This is a genomic window from Burkholderia sp. Ac-20349 (assembly GCF_017104865.1).
Classification (GTDB): domain Bacteria; phylum Pseudomonadota; class Gammaproteobacteria; order Burkholderiales; family Burkholderiaceae; genus Burkholderia; species Burkholderia aenigmatica.
In genome coordinates this window covers 46,509-64,306 of sequence record NZ_JAAGPM010000020.1, presented here as the reverse complement: position 1 = coordinate 64,306, position 17,798 = coordinate 46,509, and the positions used below count along the sequence as shown (strand labels likewise).

Here is a 17,798-nt window from a genome sequence, read left to right as displayed (position 1 = left end):
ACCATTAACCTCCGCAGCGATTCAGCCCGATTTTCTTTGCCTTATCGGTATAGAATTTCATATGAGACAGTCCGCGCTCATCCGTTCTCAATTTATTGATAGGCTCAATGACATTGCCAGGGAATCCGGTTTTAGTTTTGAATTTTTCTCTATACGCTTGCTCATATCCTTTCGCTTGACTATATGTCAACGTCCCAGCAGATCCTTCAAGAGAGCGAATATCGGTCTCCCAACGAACGGCTCGTCCGGTACTGACATGTTCGGCGAGGCGATCATCGAGTGATTGTCCGGTATGTCCAATGTAATAGGGTTCATTTGCTCCGGGCTCATATAGGCCATACGTGGAGTACCCGGGCGCATCCAGCGGAGTTACCGCCCATCCCCAAGGGTCAATCCACAAAACAGGGTTGGGTGCATATTGATATAGGTTGTTTCCACCCGCGAGCCCGATTGGGTCCGGATTGATGAACCGCCCAACGTCCGGATCGTAATACCGAAACGTGTTGTAGTGCATCCCGGTTTCGCGGTCCAGATACTGTCCTTGGAAACGAATGTTTTGTGGCCGCGGCACATGAGCAAGCATCGGGGTCGCATCATGTGTGTGCCTCCATGCCGGCGTCGGCTGGTCAGGTGCCCGCGCGATCCATTCCTCCTGTACCGCGTTGCCCCAAACCTTGTACCGAGCCTGCCAAATCAACTCGCCTTCAGCGTCGGTCAGTTCCTCCGGCAACCCCGACACATCGTTATGGAAATAGTAGACCGCATCCCGCGCATTGGCGTCGTTAGCCGCCGCCTTACCCTGATCGATCCGCGCCAGCGGCACATAGCTGTTGGACTCATACAAGTACGTCAGCGCTTCCTCGCCCTGACGGTCGTGGTACGTCTCCTGCACGAGCCGCATCCCGTCCCACAGGAAGTCCGTACTCGCATACCCCCCATTGAGTTTCCGAATCCGCCGACCGAACGCGTCGTATTCGAAGTGCGTCGTCCCGATACCGAGCCGGTCCTTCGTCACGACGGTCTTCAACTGATTCCAGTCGTCGTACTCAAGCGCCAACTCTTTGGCCGGCCCGTGACCGCTCAACTTGCGAACCAGTCGCCCATATACGTCGTACTCGAAGCGCTTGTCCTCGAACATCTTGAGCCGGTTGTGCTCTACGAAGCCTCCCGGGTGATCGCTTGACACCAGGTTCGCCGCCGCGTCCCAGCGAAACACTTCCGACGGCAATCCCGGCCCCGCCGCCTGTTCAATACGCCCGGTCGGGTCATAGCGATAACTGGTCGTGCCATAGCGCAGATCCCGCTTCTGGATCACATCGCCCGCAGCGTCGTATTGCCATTGCTTCGCCAGCAACTCATCCGCCGACCGGCCTCGCTGCGCAACGTGTCGAGCACGACGGCCAACCGCGTCATACCCGAAGTGACTCGTCAGCTTGCCTTGCGTCCGCAGAACTTCCCGATGCAGATCGTCGCGCTCGATGTCCGCAACGGCAGCGCCGTCAACGCGGATCTGATGCACGTGCCCCGAACCGTAATGCAGCCAATCGATCGTGCGTTCGCCCGAGATCGTGGTGCTAACGCGATTACCCAGTTCATCGTAGGTATGCGCAAGCCAGCCCGTCGGCGTGTACTCCTCGAGCACCTCTCCGCGCGCATCGTATTTCAAGCTGACCCGACTCTTCAGCGACTGACCACGAGCAGCCAGCGTATACAACTCCGCCGACGCGATTCGGCTTGCCTTGTCGTACAGGTATTCACATCGCTCATGCGTGGCTTGCTTCGCCGTCAGTCGCCCAATCGCATCACGCTCGTATCGCGTCTCGATCTTTCCATCCTGCACGATCGTGCCTTGGCCGCACACGTCGTATTCATAAGTGCGCTTGTGGCCATCGAGCCCGATCTGCGCAGCCACCAGATCGCGACGGTCATACTGAAAGCGATACGACTCGCGATTTTCGTTGGTCAAGCTCGCGAGCCGGAACGCATCGTCGTACCCGAATCGCACGACACGATTAGCGGCGTCAGTACGCGAAAGCAACAGCCCGCGCGGATTGATCTCATACCGCGTGCTGCGCTGATTCGCGTCGACAACTTCAACGAGACGCCCAGCCACGTCATACCGGAACGTCTGGCGAGCACCATCCGCCGTCCCGATCCCCGTGACCCGCCCCATTGCATCCGTTTCGTACACGGTCGACTGCCCGGCCGCATCGGTCACTCGTGCAAGCGCACCACGTGCGTCATACGCAAACCGCGTAACCTTGCCGGAACAATCGGTATACGAAGTCACCTGCGCACGTCCATTCCACTCAAGGAACTTGTACCCACCCCGCGCATCGCGAATCGTATGCACCAGCCCGCGCTCGTCCCGGTGATACTCAGTCGCAAAGCCTGCCGGATCGCGCGTCGTCGTCAGATTGCCGCGATCGTCGTAGCGGTAAATCCAGCGCGAATTCGCCGGATCGGTTTCCGCAACAGGCAGGTCGTAGTGCCCATTCCACTCAGTCCGCTCGACCTGGCCAAGCACGTCGATGCGCTGCGTCTGTCGCCCGCGCTCGTCATAGTCGAAGCGAGTGACATGGCCAGCCGGATCAGTCGTGCTGACCAGTTGCCGCATCGCATTCCATTCGAGTTGCCAGACGCGCCCTTCGGCATCCGTGTAGCTCGTCGGCTGCTGATCCTCGTTCCACGTCCAGCGCGTCACACGCCCGATCTGATCCGTAATCGTCACCGAACGCTGCGGGAGATCCGCATCGAACGTGTACGCCTCCCCGTCGTCCGTCCAGTGGCGCACGACACGCGCGTCGCGGCCGCTGCCATGCCACGCGTAAAAACACTGAAGTCCGCCAGGCAGCGTATGTCGTGTCATCAGGCCGTGTTCGTAAGCGAAATGCCGCCCGGTATGGCCGCTGCGATCGGTTACCGATGCGAGCTCGCCGGCTCTCGTATAGCCGTAACGGACCAGGATCTCGGGCAATTCGCCATCGACGCCGCGTGCCAATTCGATCGATGCGACGCGTCGCGGGTGCTCCGGATCGTATTGCAGCGTCAGTACGCGGCCGGCGCTGTCGTGAAGCCGAACCGGCCGCACCAGTTCGCCGGCAGTCGCACGCTCGACCTCGATCCAATTGCCGTTTCGGTCCTCGAGCCGCAGAAGGTCCAGTGTTTCAGCATCCGACGCCGGTGCCCCGGCCGGGCCGAAATCGCGATACACGCCGTCGACCGTTTCGATCACATAGTGCCCGCCGGCCGTACAAATCAGGTAAATGCCTTCCGGCACGCTGAAATGACTCTCACCCGGCGACACCGCCGGAAACTCGATCTCGCGCCCGTGTTCGTCCCAGTACGTGATCGACGTGAGGACGCCGTTCTCCCGCGCCAACCTCAACTCGACACTGATCGGCACGCTCCATCCGGCACCGAACAGGCCATCGGGGCGATCGTCATGGCTGCTGTAAAAACGCCGCCAGACGATCGGCAGCGGGCCAGGCAATACAAAGTCCGTGTCGTCGCTGCCGTCGAGAATCTTGCCGCCGGTGATCACGTTGACGGGATGGCCGGCCGACGGCTGCATCTTGCTGCCGAGCCATGTGCCGAATATGCCGGCCGCGAAGTTCATCGCAAGACACGGCAGCTTGCCCTTGACGAAATCGCCCCAGCTACCCTTACCGCGACCACATAGCGCAAGGGCAATGCCGATCGCCGCGCCGAGTCCGGCGACCCACGGCCGCGCCGCACTGATGTCGCGCACGGTCTTCGTGTCACCGCCGATAAAGACATCGGGCGAGCCCTTCGAGATCGTCCCGTCGCAGGTCGTCTTGTCGTCGACACGTGCCGCAGGTAGATCGTTGATGAACACGCTGTCCGAGCCTTGCGCGATGAACTGCGGTCCGGAATGGTCGTGACAATCAACCGGGTCCATGTCGGCGCCATCGGCCGCGCGCGCGGCGTGCTGGTTGTTGACGAACACATCGGGTGAACCGTTCTTGATCGTGCCTTTCTCCACGGGCGGAGAAATGGCATTGCCAAGCCCCTTCGCGGCCTCGTCAATCTTGTCGTTGAGGCCCGAGCCCTGCATGTACGCGGCCACGCCGACACCGATCGCCAGCACGATGGGCGTCGCCAGCCCGCCGGTGCCGATTTCGAGCGCCCCCAACGCGCCGAACACGAGGCCTTCCGCTATCGTGGTCAGCGCCCATCCGATCCCCATGCCACCCAGCAGCGACCCGCCCATGCCGAGCAGGTCGCCCGCGAGCGTCGTGTGAGTAAAGGGATCGTCCTTACGAGCGGCCGGCTGACTCATGGGCGGCCGGCATCCGAAACCAGCGTGGGCGCAACCGGGCGCGGCTGGAAGCTCTCCAGCATGCGCGCGGCAAGCGCACGTTGTTCGTCGTTGAGCGGTGCGGCATTGGTCAACGTCATCACGATGACCTGCCCGCCGGCATCGAGCCGAAACGCCGTCTGCATCTGATGAAAGGTGCAGCCGTCCTGTTCATGCGTCGATTCCGTTTGCACGCCGGGGCATTCCGCCCGACCGACCGTCACCGGGCGTCGCGACTGCACGTTCAGATTCTTCGCGGTGCGCGACGCCTGCGCCCATTCGCGCTCGACGAATGCATCGATCGACTCTTGCTCGCGAAGCCGGCCGCGTGACACGACGAGACTCAGCCCGCCCGGGCCGACGGGAAGAAACAACATGTTGACCGTACGGTCGAGCGCCGCGTCCGGCAGTTCAAAGGTGCCTTCGTGGATTGCGTAGTGCATGGCTGTTTTTTCGAGTTATTTGTTGAGATCGATGCGCGTGCCGTTGACCATCACGCCGTCGTCGGTCATCAGGATCACGGAGCCCTTGTGCTCGAGGCGAATGCCTTCCGGCGCGAGCGAGATCGAGCTGTCCATCACCTTCAGCAGGATGCCTCGCTCGGCGACGTGGACCTGCGTACCGCCGCCCCCGTCCTTGGCCGGCGTCATCACCTCGACGGTGGTCGCGGTCGTGCTGCGCTTCTCGGCGATCGTCTCGGTCAGGTTGCCCTGCGGAATCTGCTTCTCTTCGCTGCCCGTCGCCACCAGCACGGTACGCATCGGCCCCATCACCTTGTGCGTCTCGTTGTTCTCGACGACGGTGTTCATGTCCTTCTGCGCGTGCATGAAGAATTCCTGCATGCCGTTCGTGTCGGTCATGCGGATCTCGTTCGACCCCTGCCCCTTGTGGGTCTGGCTCTTGATCCCCATCGTCTGGCCGGCCGCACCGTGGTACGGGTTGCCCTGCTCGCCGTTGAACACGCGCCCGACGATCACCGGGTTATCCGGGTCGCCCTGGTTGAACGCGACGAGCACTTCCTGCTTGATCCGCGGAATCGCGGCCGCGCCCCAGCCGTCGCCTGCCCACGGTTGAGACACCCGCACCCACATCGAGTCGGATCCGTCCTTCTTGCCGCGCCGGTCCCACGGGAAGTGCACCTTCACTGCGCTGCCGTTGGTGTAGATTTCCTCGCCCTTGGGGCCGACGACGATCGCCGACTGCGTGCCGTGAATCACCGGCTTCGGCGTGCCACGCGACGCGCGATACGGCACCTTCTTCGGCAGCAGCGCGAAGCTGTTGCGGTACGGCAGTTTGGCGCTGTGCTGCGTGTAGTCGTTCACCGCCTCGTGGCGCACGTGCAGGATCACGTATTCCTGGTTGTTCTCGAGCACCGGGTGATTCGCCACGGTGACGGCACCCGCCGTGGTCATGCGCCACGCATAGCCGCCGCCGGTAAAGCGATGGGCCTGCGCCTCCTCGGCTTCCATCGCGAAACGGGCATAGCGGTTGCCGTCGTCGCCATGGTCGTACAGCGACTGGTGCTCGAACCGCTCGGTCGCGTCGAGCCGCGCGTGCTTGAGGTTCTGCGGCCCGGCCTCCACCAGCATCAGCGGCGACGACGGGTTCTGGTGGTTGAAGTCGCGGAACGTGACCTTGCCGACGCCAAAGCGCCGGCCTTCGTGCAACTGGTCGATGCCGCTGTCCTCACTCGCCTCGGTGGCCGCGAACGGCACCGTCGCGAGCCCGTCGATCGGGCGGAACAGCAGGTTCGAATCGCCGATCACGAGAACGTGCCGGTCCTTCTCGTAGCGGTGGGTCCAGACCAGCCCCTCCTGCTCCATCAGCCGCGCGCAGAAGTTGTAGTAGCTCTCCTGGTACATCACGACATAGTCGAGCGGCTTCTCGTTCGTCCGGATATCGAACACGAAGTCGGAGAAGCCGTGCTCCTGGAAGATCTCGGTGAGGATGTCCTGCGCGGTCTTATTCTGGAAGATCCGGCAGTCGGTCGAGCGCGTGAGGAACCAGAACCACGGCACCGCCGTCAGGTGATACTGCGTGACGTTTCCGGGGTTGCCGGCCCGGTCGAACGACGCCACGTAGCCGTCGAAGTACCGGTCGTTGTCGACGGTACCCGATGCGACGATGCGCTCGAGCGTCGACAGGCGCGCCTGCTGGTCGAACCGGATCTTGACGTGCTGACCGATCAGGTCCTCGGGGCGCAGGTCGTGGCGATGCGACAGCAAGTCGAGGTGGATCTCCGGCAACCGGTTCACGTGCTCGTCGACAACGGCGGCGCTGACCAGCAGCACGTCCGGGCCAAGCGGCGTATCGAGCGTCACATAGCGGTTGAGCTGGGTCAGGCGCGCGGGGTTGGCGGCGCCGTTGATCGCCTCGGCGATCGCGCCGGGCGTCTTGTCCATCAGCGAGAAACCGGTCTGCGCGAGCTGCATCGCGCGCTGGACGGTGTCGACGTGCCCGGCCAGGCCCGCGAGCGGCCCGAGGCTGCCGGCCACACTCGACGCAACCGGGCCGGCGAGGCCGCCGAGCGCGCTCAGCGAGCCGAGCGCACTACCGCCCATTCCAGTGGGAATACCCCCGTTCGGTGCGAAACTCATTCTTGTTCCTTGCTTGTGTTCTCAGGTTCCGTAGACCGGCTGGCCGGCCCGAAGCCACGATAATGTAGGACAAAACCCGACCGCATGAAAGCTTCGCGCAAACGTTTTCGTTCCGGCCCCCGATCATACAAAAACCGACCGGCGGCCGGTCGGCCACGTGCGGCTGCCCGCGCCGAAGCACCGCGCCGGCACGCGCGGAACACGACACAATCTGCATGAAACGTGTGACAGACCCACGAGGGGCGAGGCATCGCCCCCAGTCACGATGAAACTGCGCGATCGCCCGGGAAGGAAACCGGCGCACGAAGGCGCCGCGATGCGGCGCCACTCAATCGATCAACGCGATCGATAGCGTGATTTCCGCCGCTGGCAACCGCCCGTCTCCCCGATCGGGGAAACCGCCCCGTCACCGCGGCGACACCACGATCGCCGCCCGCCGATTCTGCGCCCGGCCGCCCGGCGTCTTGTTATCCCCGACCGGATCGCTCTTGCCCTTTCCGACGACCGCGATGCGCTTCGCATCCAGCCCGACGTCGATCAGTTCAAGGGAAACGACCTCCGCCCGCCGCCGGGACAACTCGAGGTCATACTCGTCCACCCCTTCCTGGTCCGAGTATCCATAGACCCGTACGCCGTTGATTCCGGCCGACCTGAGCGTACGACCGATCCTTTCGACGATCCGCCGCACATCGGGCTTCAGGTTGTAGCGATCGAAATCGAACAGGATCGGCCCGGTCGAGCCGAACTCGAAACCCTGCTCGGTTTCCTGGAAGCCGGCCGACTTGAGCGCCGTGACCTGCGTCTGCGTCAACCCACGATGAAGCGGCGGCGCCTTGCAACCTCCAAGCAGCATGCACAAAAGCAGCGCGCTGCCGACGCACAAGCGCCCAATGCCCACCGGATACGTGTTGTTCATCATTGACCCCTTCGATTGCACCCGCATCGCGAGCGCATTTTCAACCCACTGCCGCGGCCTCGCCCGCAGCGTGAAACGATGAACCTCAAGCCGCCCCCGCGACCCCTTCCGCCAGTTGCCACGAGCCTGGCCGGGCGCGCTTGGCGCGGTACATCGCGGCATCCGCCGCCCGCAGCAAGCCGCTCGCATCCGACGCGTGATCGGGATACAGCGCAACGCCGGCACTCATCATGGTGGCCACCACGCGGCCGTCGGACAGCTCGATCGACGGCGCCATGCCGGACAGGATCTCGTCCGCAATACGACACACGCTACCCGCTTCGCGCACGGCCGGCAGCATCACAGCAAATTCGTCGCCGCCCAGGCGGGCGACCAAGTCGGCTTCGCGCACCTGCGTGCGCAGCCGTGACGCGATGCCGATCAGCACCGCATCGCCGGCTTCGTGGCCGAGGCAGTCGTTGATTTCCTTGAAGCGGTCGCAGTCGAGATACAGGATCGCGACCCGCTGCCCCGTCACCCCGGCTTCGCCGAGGGCGATCGCGAGCCGCGATTCGAACTGCACGCGGTTGGGCAGCCCCGTGAGCGCATCGTGCGTCGCCTTGTGTTCGAGCGATGCGTTCTCGTCGCGCAGCGTGTTCTGCCAGTCTTCGAATTCGTCGAGCAGTGCATTGAAGTCGTCGCCCAGCTGGTTGAGCTCGGCAATCGCCACCGGCTCGACCCGCTGCGCGAACGCACGCTCGCGCCGCACCGCGTGGGCGACGCCGGCCAGCGCGCGCAACGGCGAAACGATGTTGCGCAGCAGGCGCTTCGAGCTGATATAGGCGCCGATCACGCTGACGGCCAGGCAACCGAGAATGCCGCCCACGCCGCCCAGCAGGAATCCGAAGAACTGATGGCCGCGGCCGCGCACGACGACGTGGCCGACGACGATGCCGTCATGCACCACCGGCGCCGTCACGGGCCCGGGCAGCGCAAGGTCGGCGACGACGCGCTCGAGCCGCGCGATCCCGCTGCCGGCGGGCAACTGCCACGTCGCGAACGGCTGGCCCTTGCTATCCGTGACCACGACCTGCGCGACGTCCTCGTCGCTGGCGATCAGCCCGATCGCCTCGGACGCCGCGACGCGGTCGCCAAACACGAGCGCCGCCTCGACCGTATAGCCGAGCGAGCGGGCCAGCAGGTTCAGGTTGTTGCCGGCATACGCACGCAACGCGATCACGGCCACCACGATCAACGACACGGCGGCCATCGCGACGGCGACGAACGCGAGGCGCAGGTGCGCGCGGCGCAGCACGCTTTGCAGCGTCGGGCGCGGCACGCGCGACAGGGAAACGGGCGGGGCGTGCCGTGTCATGGTGCCCCCGGCCGCCGCGCGAGATTGAGCACGTTCGGGTGCACGCGCACCCCGCTGCGGGCGACGGCGTCGAGATTGATGTCGAACGACACGCGTTCGCCGTCGACGTTGAGACAGAACATGCCGCCCGCGGTGCAGGATGGATCGTGTTCCGAAATCGTCAGCACCGGATGGCCGGCCACCGCAGCTCTCACGCGCGCTCTCTCATCTGCGCTCAGGTTGCCGAGATAGACGACGTCGCAGGCGATACCGAGCGCGGGATCGTCGAAGCGCACACGCTGCACGTCGAGCAGCGTCGAGCCGGCCTGCAGCGTGTCGGTCAGGCCGCGCGCATAGTCGGGCCGGCCCGTGACGCACAGATGCAGGCGAACGGGTGTCGTCGGCCAGTGGGTGAAGCTGACGATGCCCAGCACGACCTGACGCACGGCCGTGTCGTGTGACGCGTCAGCGGGATCGGCGGGGCTCGCGGCGGCAACGATGCGCACCGTGTCGACCGGATCGTCGGCGCCGGCGGAAGCGCCGGCGAGCATGGCCTGTGCCGCCCCCAGAACGCAAACGATTGCGACCAGGGCGTGGCGCAGCGGAGCGGTTCGGCCGGGGTAGCCGGGCGCCGTTCGCGCGGCGATTGCCGCCGCGCCCGCTGGCGTCGCTGCAGTCGCGAGACTGGCAGCCGACGCGCACACTTTCGCATCCATGATGGCAACATCCGCTGGCGTCGCTCCGGCGCTGCCTCCCGCCTCCCTCCATGCGCGTGCAGGCACCGAATTACGCGCATGATGGCTTCATCTTAGGTAAAAATTCGCATGACCAACCAGTGGGAAACACCCGCGAGAAGCGCTGGAAAGTATGCGGAATCGGCGCTGGGCGCGCGGACGTGTTTGCCGATGTCGATCCGGTGTCGACGGCGGGAAATTGATCAGCGGATTGGTGGCTCGTGCACGCCAAACTTCATACGTTCTGTCGCGCGATGTCACCGCCGCCCCATCGCAGTGAAGGCGTCGGGGACGTTGTTCGGGATGACGTGAAGACGCGGTGAACAACTACCGTTCGTCAGCGTCCTCGACGAAGATCTCGAACCACGCGTTCATCACGGCCCAGAAGTCCACGTGCTCAAGCTCGGTCGGACGTTCGTGCCACGCTATCCATCCCATCGGGTCGCCATCATCGGCCCCTTCGCTCGAATCGATGCACAGCCAATCGCCGCTGCCGTTATGAAACACGGCACGCACGAGATCCGGGTTCACGCCGAGCTTGCGCGTCTCGGCAGGTGTCAGGTCAAGCTTGTCCGTCAGCGCAGCCTGATCGGCGAGCGCCAGCGGTCCCATCGAATTCGCGGGAAAGAACGTCCAGCCGTCATGCACGTTTTGATGGAAAAGCCGCAGCGCTTCGGGCAGTGCGGCCCAGAACGGCGCATCAACCGGCGCCCGCTCGCGCAACGGCGCACGACCGATGAAGAAATTCAGGTCGTCGTGCTCGATCGTGTACGGATAGAGCAGCACGACGTCGCCGCCGTCGTAGCGGAACACGGCCGGACGCGCGAGCTTGTCGCGAAAGAACTGCGCGACGGCCGGCAATCGTTCGACGATGCCGGCCCACATCTGCACGAGCATGTCCGCCAGCACGTCGTCCGGCGCGGCGAGCAGCGCGCGCCACGCAGGCGGCACATCGACATCGGCCGGAATCTCGTGCGCCGCGAGCCAGACGCTGCCGCTCGCCCGGAAGCGCTTCAACTCCGCCGCATAAACCGGTGCGGTCAACTCGATCATCGCGTGTCACCCTCGAAGGCCGGAACCCGCGCATTCTACTGCCCGCGTCGTCGCATCGATCGCGAATCGTCGCGCCCAGGCCACCTGCCATGCGCGTCTTCTTGGTGCCCCACGCCGCCGCGAGTATGCTTGCAGTTCGCTAACCGTCATTCACCCCCACCGATGGATTTCGACGTCATCGTTCTCGGCGCAGGCATCGTCGGCGTATCGGCCGCGCTGCATCTGCAGGATCGCGGACGCAAGGTCGCCCTGGTCGATCGCGGCGCGCCCGGCGAAGGCACGAGCTTCGGCAACGCGGGGCTGATCGAGCGCTCGTCGGTCGAACCGTATCCGTTCCCGCGCAGCCCGTTCACGCTGATGCGCTACGCGCTGAACCGCTCGACCGATCTCTACTGGCACAGCGCGTCGCTGCCCGCATTCGCGCCCTGGCTGGCACGTTTCTGGTGGGAATCGGCGCCGCTGCGTCACGCGGCAGCGTCGCGCGACATGCTGCCGTTGATCGAGCGTTGCATCGTCGAGCACGACGCGCTGATCGCGCGGGCCGGCGCCGGCGAGCTCATCCGCGCAAACGGCTGGCTGGAAGCGTTCCGCACGCCGGCCGCATTCGAACGCGGCGTGGCCGACGCCGGACTCACCGCGCGCCGTCACGGGCTCGGCATCACGCCGCTCGATGCCGCCGCGCTGCTCGCGCACGAACCGAGCCTCGCGCCCGGCTTCTGCGGCGCGCTGCACTGGCTCGATCCGAAAAGCGTCGTCGACCCGTCCGCGCTCGTCAAAGCGTACGCCCACCTCTTCGTGCAAGGCGGCGGCACGCTGCTGACAGGCGATGCCGCGAGCCTCGATGCCCTGTCGCCGGGCTGGCAGGTCAGGACGCAGGACGGCATGGCCGCCGCGCCGGCCGTGGTCGTCGCGCTCGGCCCGTGGTCCGACACGGTGTTCGGCAAGTTCGGCTACAAGATCCCGCTGCGCGAGAAGCGCGGCTATCACATGCACTACGCGCCGTCCGCGCGCGGCGTGCCGTCGGCGCCGATCGTCGATCGCGAATACGGTTACGTGATCGCCCCGATGAAGCGCGGGCTGCGGCTGACGACCGGCGTCGAAATCGCGCGCCGCGGCGTACCGCCCACCGGCGTGCAGCTCGAACGCGCGGAACGCGTCGCGCGGCCGGTGTTCGGTTTCGGCGAGCGGCTCGACCCGCAACCGTGGCTCGGCTTCCGGCCGTGCACGCCCGACATGCGCCCGGTGATCGGCCCCGCGCCCGCGCATCGCGGGCTGTGGTTCGCGTTCGGGCACAACCATCACGGGCTGACGCTCGGCCCCGTCACGGGCCGCCTGCTGGCCGAGATGATGACGGGCGAAGCGCCATTCACGGATCCGACGCCGTATCGCGCCGATCGCTTCTGACCCGGCACCGCATCGACGCGCGCTCAGTCGAGCGCGCGGCCGAAGATGCGGATCACTTCGTCGAGATGTTCGGCCATCGCGCGGCGCGCGGCGTCCGGGTCGCGTGCGCGGATCGCATCGAGGATCGCGCGGTGTTCCTGTTCCGACCGGTGCGGCATGTCGTTCGGCATGTACAGCGACTGCAGCCGCTGGAACATCAGGTCGTACTTGTGCGCGAGCAACTGCTTGATCATCAGCGCATACGCGGCGTTGTCGCTCGCTTCCGCGATGCGGATATGAAACAGCCGGTCGCCCGGATGCGTGAGCGAGCCGCTGCGGTTGTCGTCCTGGTTGCGCAGGAACGCTTCGTGGATCCCTTCGATCTGCTCGTCCGAGCCATGCTTCGCGGCAAGCGACGCGGCTTCCGGCTCGATCAGCCGGCGCGCCTGCAACAGCGCGAACGGCGGGATTTCGGTATCGAGGTCGAGTGCGATGCCGAGTTCGGGATCGATCTCGATGATCGTGAACGGCGTGGCCTTCGCTGCGAGCTCGGGCGTGGGCTCGGGTGCGGCGGCCGTTTCGGGATGGCGCACCTTCACGCCGTCGCCGACACGCACGCTCACGAGGCCGCTCACTTCGAGCGCGATCAGCGCCTCGCGCACCGACGTGCGCGATACGCCGAACTGTTCGGCCAGTTCGCGCTCGGGCGGCAGATAGCTGCCCGGCGGAAAATCGCCGGACTCGATCATCGCACTGAGCTTGTCGGCGATCTGCTGGTAGAGACGGCGGTTCTGAATCGGCTGGATGGACATACGTTGATGCAGGTGATCGGTTTCGTTCCGGACGGTCTGACGAATCGAACAGACCGTTCGCGCCTATTTTATATGCCGCGCTTCACCGCGCCCGGCACCGCGTAGCAACGCGCCGCGGTACCGCCCCACAGCGCGTGGCGCTCGGCCGCCGACAGCCGCGATTCGGCCCAGCGTTCGACGATCGACGCGACTTCGTCATACGACGCGGCCAGCAGGCACACGGGCCAGTCCGACCCGAACATCAGCCGCTGCGGGCCGAACGCGTCGAGCGCCGCGTCGAGACACTGCTCGATATGCCGGACGTCCTTCCCGCGCAGGCCGCGCTTCCAGTCGGCTTCGGTCACGAGGCCCGACAGCTTGCACGCGACATGCGGCAGCGCGCCCAGCTCGCGCAACGCGGCGCGCCAGCGCGCGAGCGCGGTGTCGTCGCGCTCGAAATCGGCGAGCGCGGGCTTGCCGACATGATCGAGCACGAGCCAGTGCGCGTCGTGCCGCGCGCAGAATGCTTGCACGTCCGGCAACTGGCGCTCGAACACGAGCACGTCGTACACGTAGCCGTGCGCCTGCAGCCACGCGATGCCGCGGTTGAAGCCCGGCTCCGCGACGAACGCGCCGGCATCGGCTTCGTCCTGCACCTGGTGGCGGAAGCCACGCAGCTTCGGGCTGCGCCATTCGGCGATACGATCCGCGAGCTGGGGCGCGGCAAGATCCTCCCAGCCGACCACCGCCGCGATGCGCGCATCGTCGCGCGCGAGATCGAGCAGGAACGCCGTCTCGTCGCGCCCGGCGCGCGCCTGCACCGCGATCGACGCGCCGAGCGCCTGCGCATGCATCAGCGGCCATAGCGCGTCGGGCAGGTAGTCGTGCGCGAGCACCTCCATCCCGGTGCCGATCCACGGATAATCGGCGGCGCGATAGCGCCAGAAGTGCTGATGGGAATCGATACGCACTGCGCTCATGATGCCCTCGTGTCCGGTCGGCGCGGCGGCGGCGCGCGCCACCGCCGCTCGACGCAACGTTCAGTCGTACAACACCGCCGCGATCTTCGGATCGTCGATATTGGTCTTGTCGTACCAGTAGAAGCCGGTATCGATGACCTTCGGCAGCTTCTCGCCCTTGATCGCCTTCACGGCCGCCTCGACCGTCTTGTAGCCAATGCCGATCGGGTTCTGCGTGATCGCGCCGGCCATCAGCCCGCTGCGGATCGCGTCCTTCTGCTGCTTGCCGGAATCGTAACCGACGATCACGACCTTGCGCTTCATCTCGCGCACGCCGTTGACCACGCCGATCGCCGAGCCCTCGTTGGTGCCGAACAGCCCCTTGAGCTTCGGATACGCCTGCAGGATCGACTTCGTCACCTCGGTCGACTTCAGCTGGTCGCCTTCGCCGTACTGCACGGTCACGACCTGCACCTTCGGGTGCGCCGACTTCATCCGCTCGAGAAAGCCGTCGCGGCGGTCGATGCCGGTGCGGCTCGTCTGGTCGTGCGCGACCACGGCCACCTCGCCTTCGTCGCCGATCAGCGCAGCGAGCTTGTCGGCGGCGAGCGACGCGGCGGCCTTGTTGTTGGTCGCGGCCGTCGTGACCGGGATGTCGCTGTCCACGCCCGAGTCGAACGCGATCACCGGGATCTTCTCGGCCTGCGCCTTCTTCAGGAGCGGCAATGCGGCCTTGCTGTCGAGCGCCGCGAAGCCGAGCGCGGCCGGCTTCTTCGCGATCGCGGCCGACAGCATGTCGATCTGCTTGTCGACCATCGCCTCGGTTTCGGGCCCTTCGAAGGTCACCTTCACCTTGTAGTCCTTCGCGGCCTGCATCGCGCCCGCTTTCACGGCCTGCCAGAACTGATGCTGGAAGCCCTTCGAGATCAGCGGGATGTAGGTTTCCTGCGCCTGCGCGCCGGCCGTGACGCCGACGGCGAACGTCAGCCCGACGATTGCGTTCAACACCTTGCTCCTGATCACTTCGCGTCTCCTTTTTTCGTATCGACTGGAACGACTGGAACGCCGGCCGGAACCGGCGATGAAGCACATGCCTGCGTGAATGCGTGCGTCAGCGGCGCCGCCGGCGCAGGATGTCGACGTAGACGGCGAGGATGATGATCACGCCCGTCACGACCGTCTGCCATTCCTGCGCGACCGACATGATGCGCAGGCCGTTCGTCAGCACGCTCATGATGAACGCGCCGATGATCGTGCCGACGATGCTGCCCGCGCCGCCCGACAGCGACGTGCCGCCGATCACGACGGCCGCGATCGCATCGAGCTCGTAGCCCTGCCCGAGCGCGGGCTGCGCCGAATTCAGCCGCGACGCGATCAGCAGCCCGGCGATCCCGCACACCGCACCGCTGAACGTGTAGACCGCGATCTTCCACGCATCGACGTTCACGCCCGACAGCCGCAGCGCTTCCTCGTTGCTGCCGAGCGCGAACGTGTAGCGGCCGAAGATCGTGCGGTTCAGCACGATCGACGCGCCGATCGCGACGAGGAACAGGATCAGCACCGCGTTCGGAATCGGCAGCGCGGGAATCAGGTTGCCGATCAGCGAATCCTGCGCGATCGACGTGAAGCCCGGCGTGTCGTTGAAGTAGATCGGCCGCGTGCCCGAGATCACGAGCGACAGCCCCTTGAGCAGCATCATCATGCCGAGCGTCGCGATGAACGGCGGCACCTTCATCTTCGCGATCACGAAGCCCGATACGCTGCCCGACAGCGCGCCGAAGAAGAGCGCCGCCAGGATCCCGAGCGGCAGCGGCATGCCCCAGTTCGTCAGCACGACGCCGGCCATCACCGCGCAGAACGTCATCAGCGTGCCGACCGACAGGTCGATGCCCGACGTGATGATCACGTAGGTACACGCGACGGCCAGCACGCCGTTCACCGCGGTGGCCTGCAGGATCGCGACGAGGTTGTCGACTTCGAGGAAGTTCGGCGACGCGAAGCTGAAGAACACGATCAGCAGCACGAGGCTCGCGAACGCGAGCAGCTTCTGGCGCGCGGCCGGGTTGAAGAAGCGGGCTTTCAGGCTCGCTGCCGCGGCCGGCGTGTCGCCGGGCGCGAGAGGCGGAACGGGATGCGTATCGTTGGACATGATCGTAGGGGTTGAATCAGGACAATATGGTCGACTCGCGCTGCGTCGCGAGCTGCATGATCTTTTCCTGCGTGGCGTCGGCCGCGCGCAATTCACCGGTCACGCGCCCTTCGCACATCACGAGAATCCGGTGGCTCATGCGCAGCACTTCGGGCAACTCGGACGAGATCATCACGATCGCCTTGCCTTCGGCGGCGAGTGCGTCGAGCAGCTTGTAGATCTCGCTTTTCGCGCCGACGTCGATGCCGCGCGTCGGCTCGTCGAAGAACAGGATGTCGCAGTCGCGCAGCAGCCACTTCGCGATCACGATCTTCTGCTGGTTGCCGCCCGACAGCAGCCGCGCCGGCTGCGCGACCGACGGCGTGCGGATCGCGAGCTGCCGCACGTACGATTGCGCGGTGTCGCGCAGCGCGCGCGCATCGAGGAACACGCCGCGGCGCACGAAGCGGCGCAGGCTCGACAACGCGATGTTGTTCTGCACGTCCATCCCGACCGCGAGCCCGAAGTGCTTGCGATCCTCGGACAGGTAGCCGATGCCGTGCTTCACCGCATCGGCCGGCGTACGGATCGTCACGGTCTTGCCATGCACGCGGATCTCGCCCGCGTCGACCGGGTCCGCGCCGAACACCGCGCGCGCGACCTCGGTGCGGCCCGCGCCCATCAACCCGGCGAAGCCGAGAATCTCGCCGCGTCGCAGCGTGAAGCCGACATCGCGGATCGCCCGGCCGCGCGACAACCCGCGCACTTCGAGCGCGACGTCGTTCGCGGACGTATCGGGCGGCGTGCGGAATTCGGTCGCGAGCTGGCGGCCGACCATCATCGCGATGATCGTGTCCATCGACGTGTCCGCCATCGGCACGGTCGCCACGTACTTGCCGTCGCGCATCACGGTCACGCGATCGGCGATCTGGCGCAGCTCGTCCATCTTGTGCGAGATGTAGACGATGCCGACACCGTGCGCGCGCAGGTCGCCGATGATGCGGAACAGCTCGGCGATCTCCGCGTTGTTGAGCGCGGCGGTCGGTTCGTCCATGATCAGCACGCGCGAGTCGAACGACAGCGCCTTCGCGATCTCGACCATCTGCTGCTTTGCCACCGTGAGCCGGCCGACCGGCGTGCGCGGATCGAGATCGAGCCGCATCCGCTGGAAGATCACGGCCGCGTCGCGATTCAGCTTGTCTTCGTCGACGAACACGCCGAAGCGGCCGCGCGGCTCGCGGCCGATGAAGATGTTCTGCGCGACGCTCAGGTGGTTCATCAGGTTCAGTTCCTGATGGATGATGCCGATCCCGAGCGCCTGCGCGGCGCGCGGATCGGCGATCTCCACCGCGCGGCCGTCCATCCGGATCTCGCCTTCGTCGCGCTGGTAGACGCCCGCCAGGATCTTCATCAGCGTCGACTTGCCGGCGCCGTTCTCGCCCATCAACGCATGCACTTCGCCGGCACGCAGGTCGAAACGGCAGTCGTCGAGCGCCTGCACGCCGGGGAAGCGCTTGCCGATGCCGGTCAATGCGATCAGCGGCGGTGCGGGGTTCGGGCTCAGGTCGGGTTGCATGGATCGC

13 protein-coding genes are annotated in these 17,798 nt (G+C 65.6%); 1 reads left to right on the top strand and 12 read right to left on the bottom strand.

Annotated elements, in window-relative coordinates; translation table 11 throughout:
- Positions 1-4 precede the first annotated feature (4 nt).
- The 7 genes from G3N61_RS10305 to G3N61_RS10275 all read right to left on the bottom strand — a co-directional run bounded on the left by G3N61_RS10305 (position 5) and on the right by G3N61_RS10275 (position 10,954).
- Positions 5-4,303 (bottom strand): RHS repeat-associated core domain-containing protein, encoded by a 4,299-nt coding sequence (locus G3N61_RS10305; RefSeq protein ID WP_241017669.1) that lies wholly within the window; start codon positions 4,301-4,303, stop codon positions 5-7.
- On the bottom strand, positions 4,300-4,764 hold the full coding sequence (locus G3N61_RS10300; RefSeq protein ID WP_205822340.1) for a DcrB-related protein: 465 nt from the start codon (positions 4,762-4,764) through the stop codon (positions 4,300-4,302). The genes G3N61_RS10305 and G3N61_RS10300 overlap by 4 nt, the downstream gene beginning before the upstream one ends.
- 15 nt (positions 4,765-4,779) lie before the next feature.
- On the bottom strand, positions 4,780-6,918 hold the full coding sequence (gene tssI, locus G3N61_RS10295) for a type VI secretion system tip protein TssI/VgrG (protein ID WP_205822339.1): 2,139 nt from the start codon (positions 6,916-6,918) through the stop codon (positions 4,780-4,782).
- A 406-nt stretch (positions 6,919-7,324) separates the two neighbouring features.
- Positions 7,325-7,834: an OmpA family protein gene (locus G3N61_RS10290; protein ID WP_043181406.1), complete on the bottom strand. Its 510-nt coding sequence runs from the start codon at positions 7,832-7,834 to the stop codon at positions 7,325-7,327.
- An 85-nt stretch (positions 7,835-7,919) separates the two neighbouring features.
- On the bottom strand, positions 7,920-9,188 hold the full coding sequence (locus tag G3N61_RS10285; protein ID WP_205822338.1) for a diguanylate cyclase: 1,269 nt from the start codon (positions 9,186-9,188) through the stop codon (positions 7,920-7,922).
- The gene (locus G3N61_RS10280) at positions 9,185-9,883 is read right to left on the bottom strand and encodes a YfiR family protein (protein WP_089452058.1); all 699 of its coding nucleotides are present in this window, start codon (positions 9,881-9,883) and stop codon (positions 9,185-9,187) included. The genes G3N61_RS10285 and G3N61_RS10280 overlap by 4 nt, the downstream gene beginning before the upstream one ends.
- Positions 9,884-10,228: 345 nt before the next feature.
- Positions 10,229-10,954, bottom strand: coding sequence for an SMI1/KNR4 family protein (locus G3N61_RS10275; protein WP_205822337.1), 726 nt, complete (start codon positions 10,952-10,954; stop codon positions 10,229-10,231).
- 162 nt (positions 10,955-11,116) lie between these two features.
- Here G3N61_RS10275 and G3N61_RS10270 point away from each other — a divergent pair, with 162 nt between their 5' ends.
- Positions 11,117-12,358 carry an FAD-binding oxidoreductase gene (locus G3N61_RS10270; protein WP_205822336.1) on the top strand — a complete coding sequence of 414 codons (1,242 nt, stop codon included), beginning with the start codon at positions 11,117-11,119 and terminating at the stop codon, positions 12,356-12,358.
- A gap of 23 nt (positions 12,359-12,381) precedes the next feature.
- On the opposite strand, the gene G3N61_RS10265 is transcribed toward G3N61_RS10270, so the two are convergent.
- From G3N61_RS10265 to G3N61_RS10245, 5 genes are all read right to left on the bottom strand, one after another.
- Entirely contained in the window at positions 12,382-13,149 is a 768-nt protein-coding gene (locus G3N61_RS10265) for a FadR/GntR family transcriptional regulator (protein ID WP_089452055.1), read from the bottom strand.
- 68 nt (positions 13,150-13,217) lie between these two features.
- Entirely contained in the window at positions 13,218-14,108 is an 891-nt protein-coding gene (locus tag G3N61_RS10260) for an amidohydrolase family protein (RefSeq protein ID WP_205822335.1), read from the bottom strand.
- A 60-nt stretch (positions 14,109-14,168) separates the two neighbouring features.
- On the bottom strand, positions 14,169-15,110 hold the full coding sequence (locus G3N61_RS10255; RefSeq protein ID WP_011354234.1) for an ABC transporter substrate-binding protein: 942 nt from the start codon (positions 15,108-15,110) through the stop codon (positions 14,169-14,171).
- An 88-nt stretch (positions 15,111-15,198) separates the two neighbouring features.
- Positions 15,199-16,236: an ABC transporter permease gene (locus G3N61_RS10250; protein WP_175012432.1), complete on the bottom strand. Its 1,038-nt coding sequence runs from the start codon at positions 16,234-16,236 to the stop codon at positions 15,199-15,201.
- Between the two features lie 16 nt (positions 16,237-16,252).
- Positions 16,253-17,791, bottom strand: coding sequence for a sugar ABC transporter ATP-binding protein (locus tag G3N61_RS10245; RefSeq protein ID WP_205822334.1), 1,539 nt, complete (start codon positions 17,789-17,791; stop codon positions 16,253-16,255).
- Positions 17,792-17,798 lie beyond the last annotated feature (7 nt).

Excerpts from the sequence above, each read along its gene's own strand:
- G3N61_RS10305 (WP_241017669.1), bottom strand. The coding sequence starts at position 4,303 with ATGAGTCAGCCGGCCGCTCGTAAGGACGATCCCTTTACTCACACGACG.
- G3N61_RS10300 (WP_205822340.1), bottom strand. The coding sequence starts at position 4,764 with ATGCACTACGCAATCCACGAAGGCACCTTTGAACTGCCGGACGCGGCG.
- tssI (WP_205822339.1), bottom strand. The coding sequence starts at position 6,918 with ATGAGTTTCGCACCGAACGGGGGTATTCCCACTGGAATGGGCGGTAGT.
- G3N61_RS10290 (WP_043181406.1), bottom strand. The coding sequence starts at position 7,834 with ATGAACAACACGTATCCGGTGGGCATTGGGCGCTTGTGCGTCGGCAGC.
- G3N61_RS10285 (WP_205822338.1), bottom strand. The coding sequence starts at position 9,188 with ATGACACGGCACGCCCCGCCCGTTTCCCTGTCGCGCGTGCCGCGCCCG.
- G3N61_RS10280 (WP_089452058.1), bottom strand. The coding sequence starts at position 9,883 with ATGGATGCGAAAGTGTGCGCGTCGGCTGCCAGTCTCGCGACTGCAGCG.
- G3N61_RS10275 (WP_205822337.1), bottom strand. The coding sequence starts at position 10,954 with ATGATCGAGTTGACCGCACCGGTTTATGCGGCGGAGTTGAAGCGCTTC.
- G3N61_RS10270 (WP_205822336.1), top strand. The coding sequence starts at position 11,117 with ATGGATTTCGACGTCATCGTTCTCGGCGCAGGCATCGTCGGCGTATCG.
- G3N61_RS10265 (WP_089452055.1), bottom strand. The coding sequence starts at position 13,149 with ATGTCCATCCAGCCGATTCAGAACCGCCGTCTCTACCAGCAGATCGCC.
- G3N61_RS10260 (WP_205822335.1), bottom strand. The coding sequence starts at position 14,108 with ATGAGCGCAGTGCGTATCGATTCCCATCAGCACTTCTGGCGCTATCGC.
- G3N61_RS10250 (WP_175012432.1), bottom strand. The coding sequence starts at position 16,236 with ATGTCCAACGATACGCATCCCGTTCCGCCTCTCGCGCCCGGCGACACG.
- G3N61_RS10245 (WP_205822334.1), bottom strand. The coding sequence starts at position 17,791 with ATGCAACCCGACCTGAGCCCGAACCCCGCACCGCCGCTGATCGCATTG.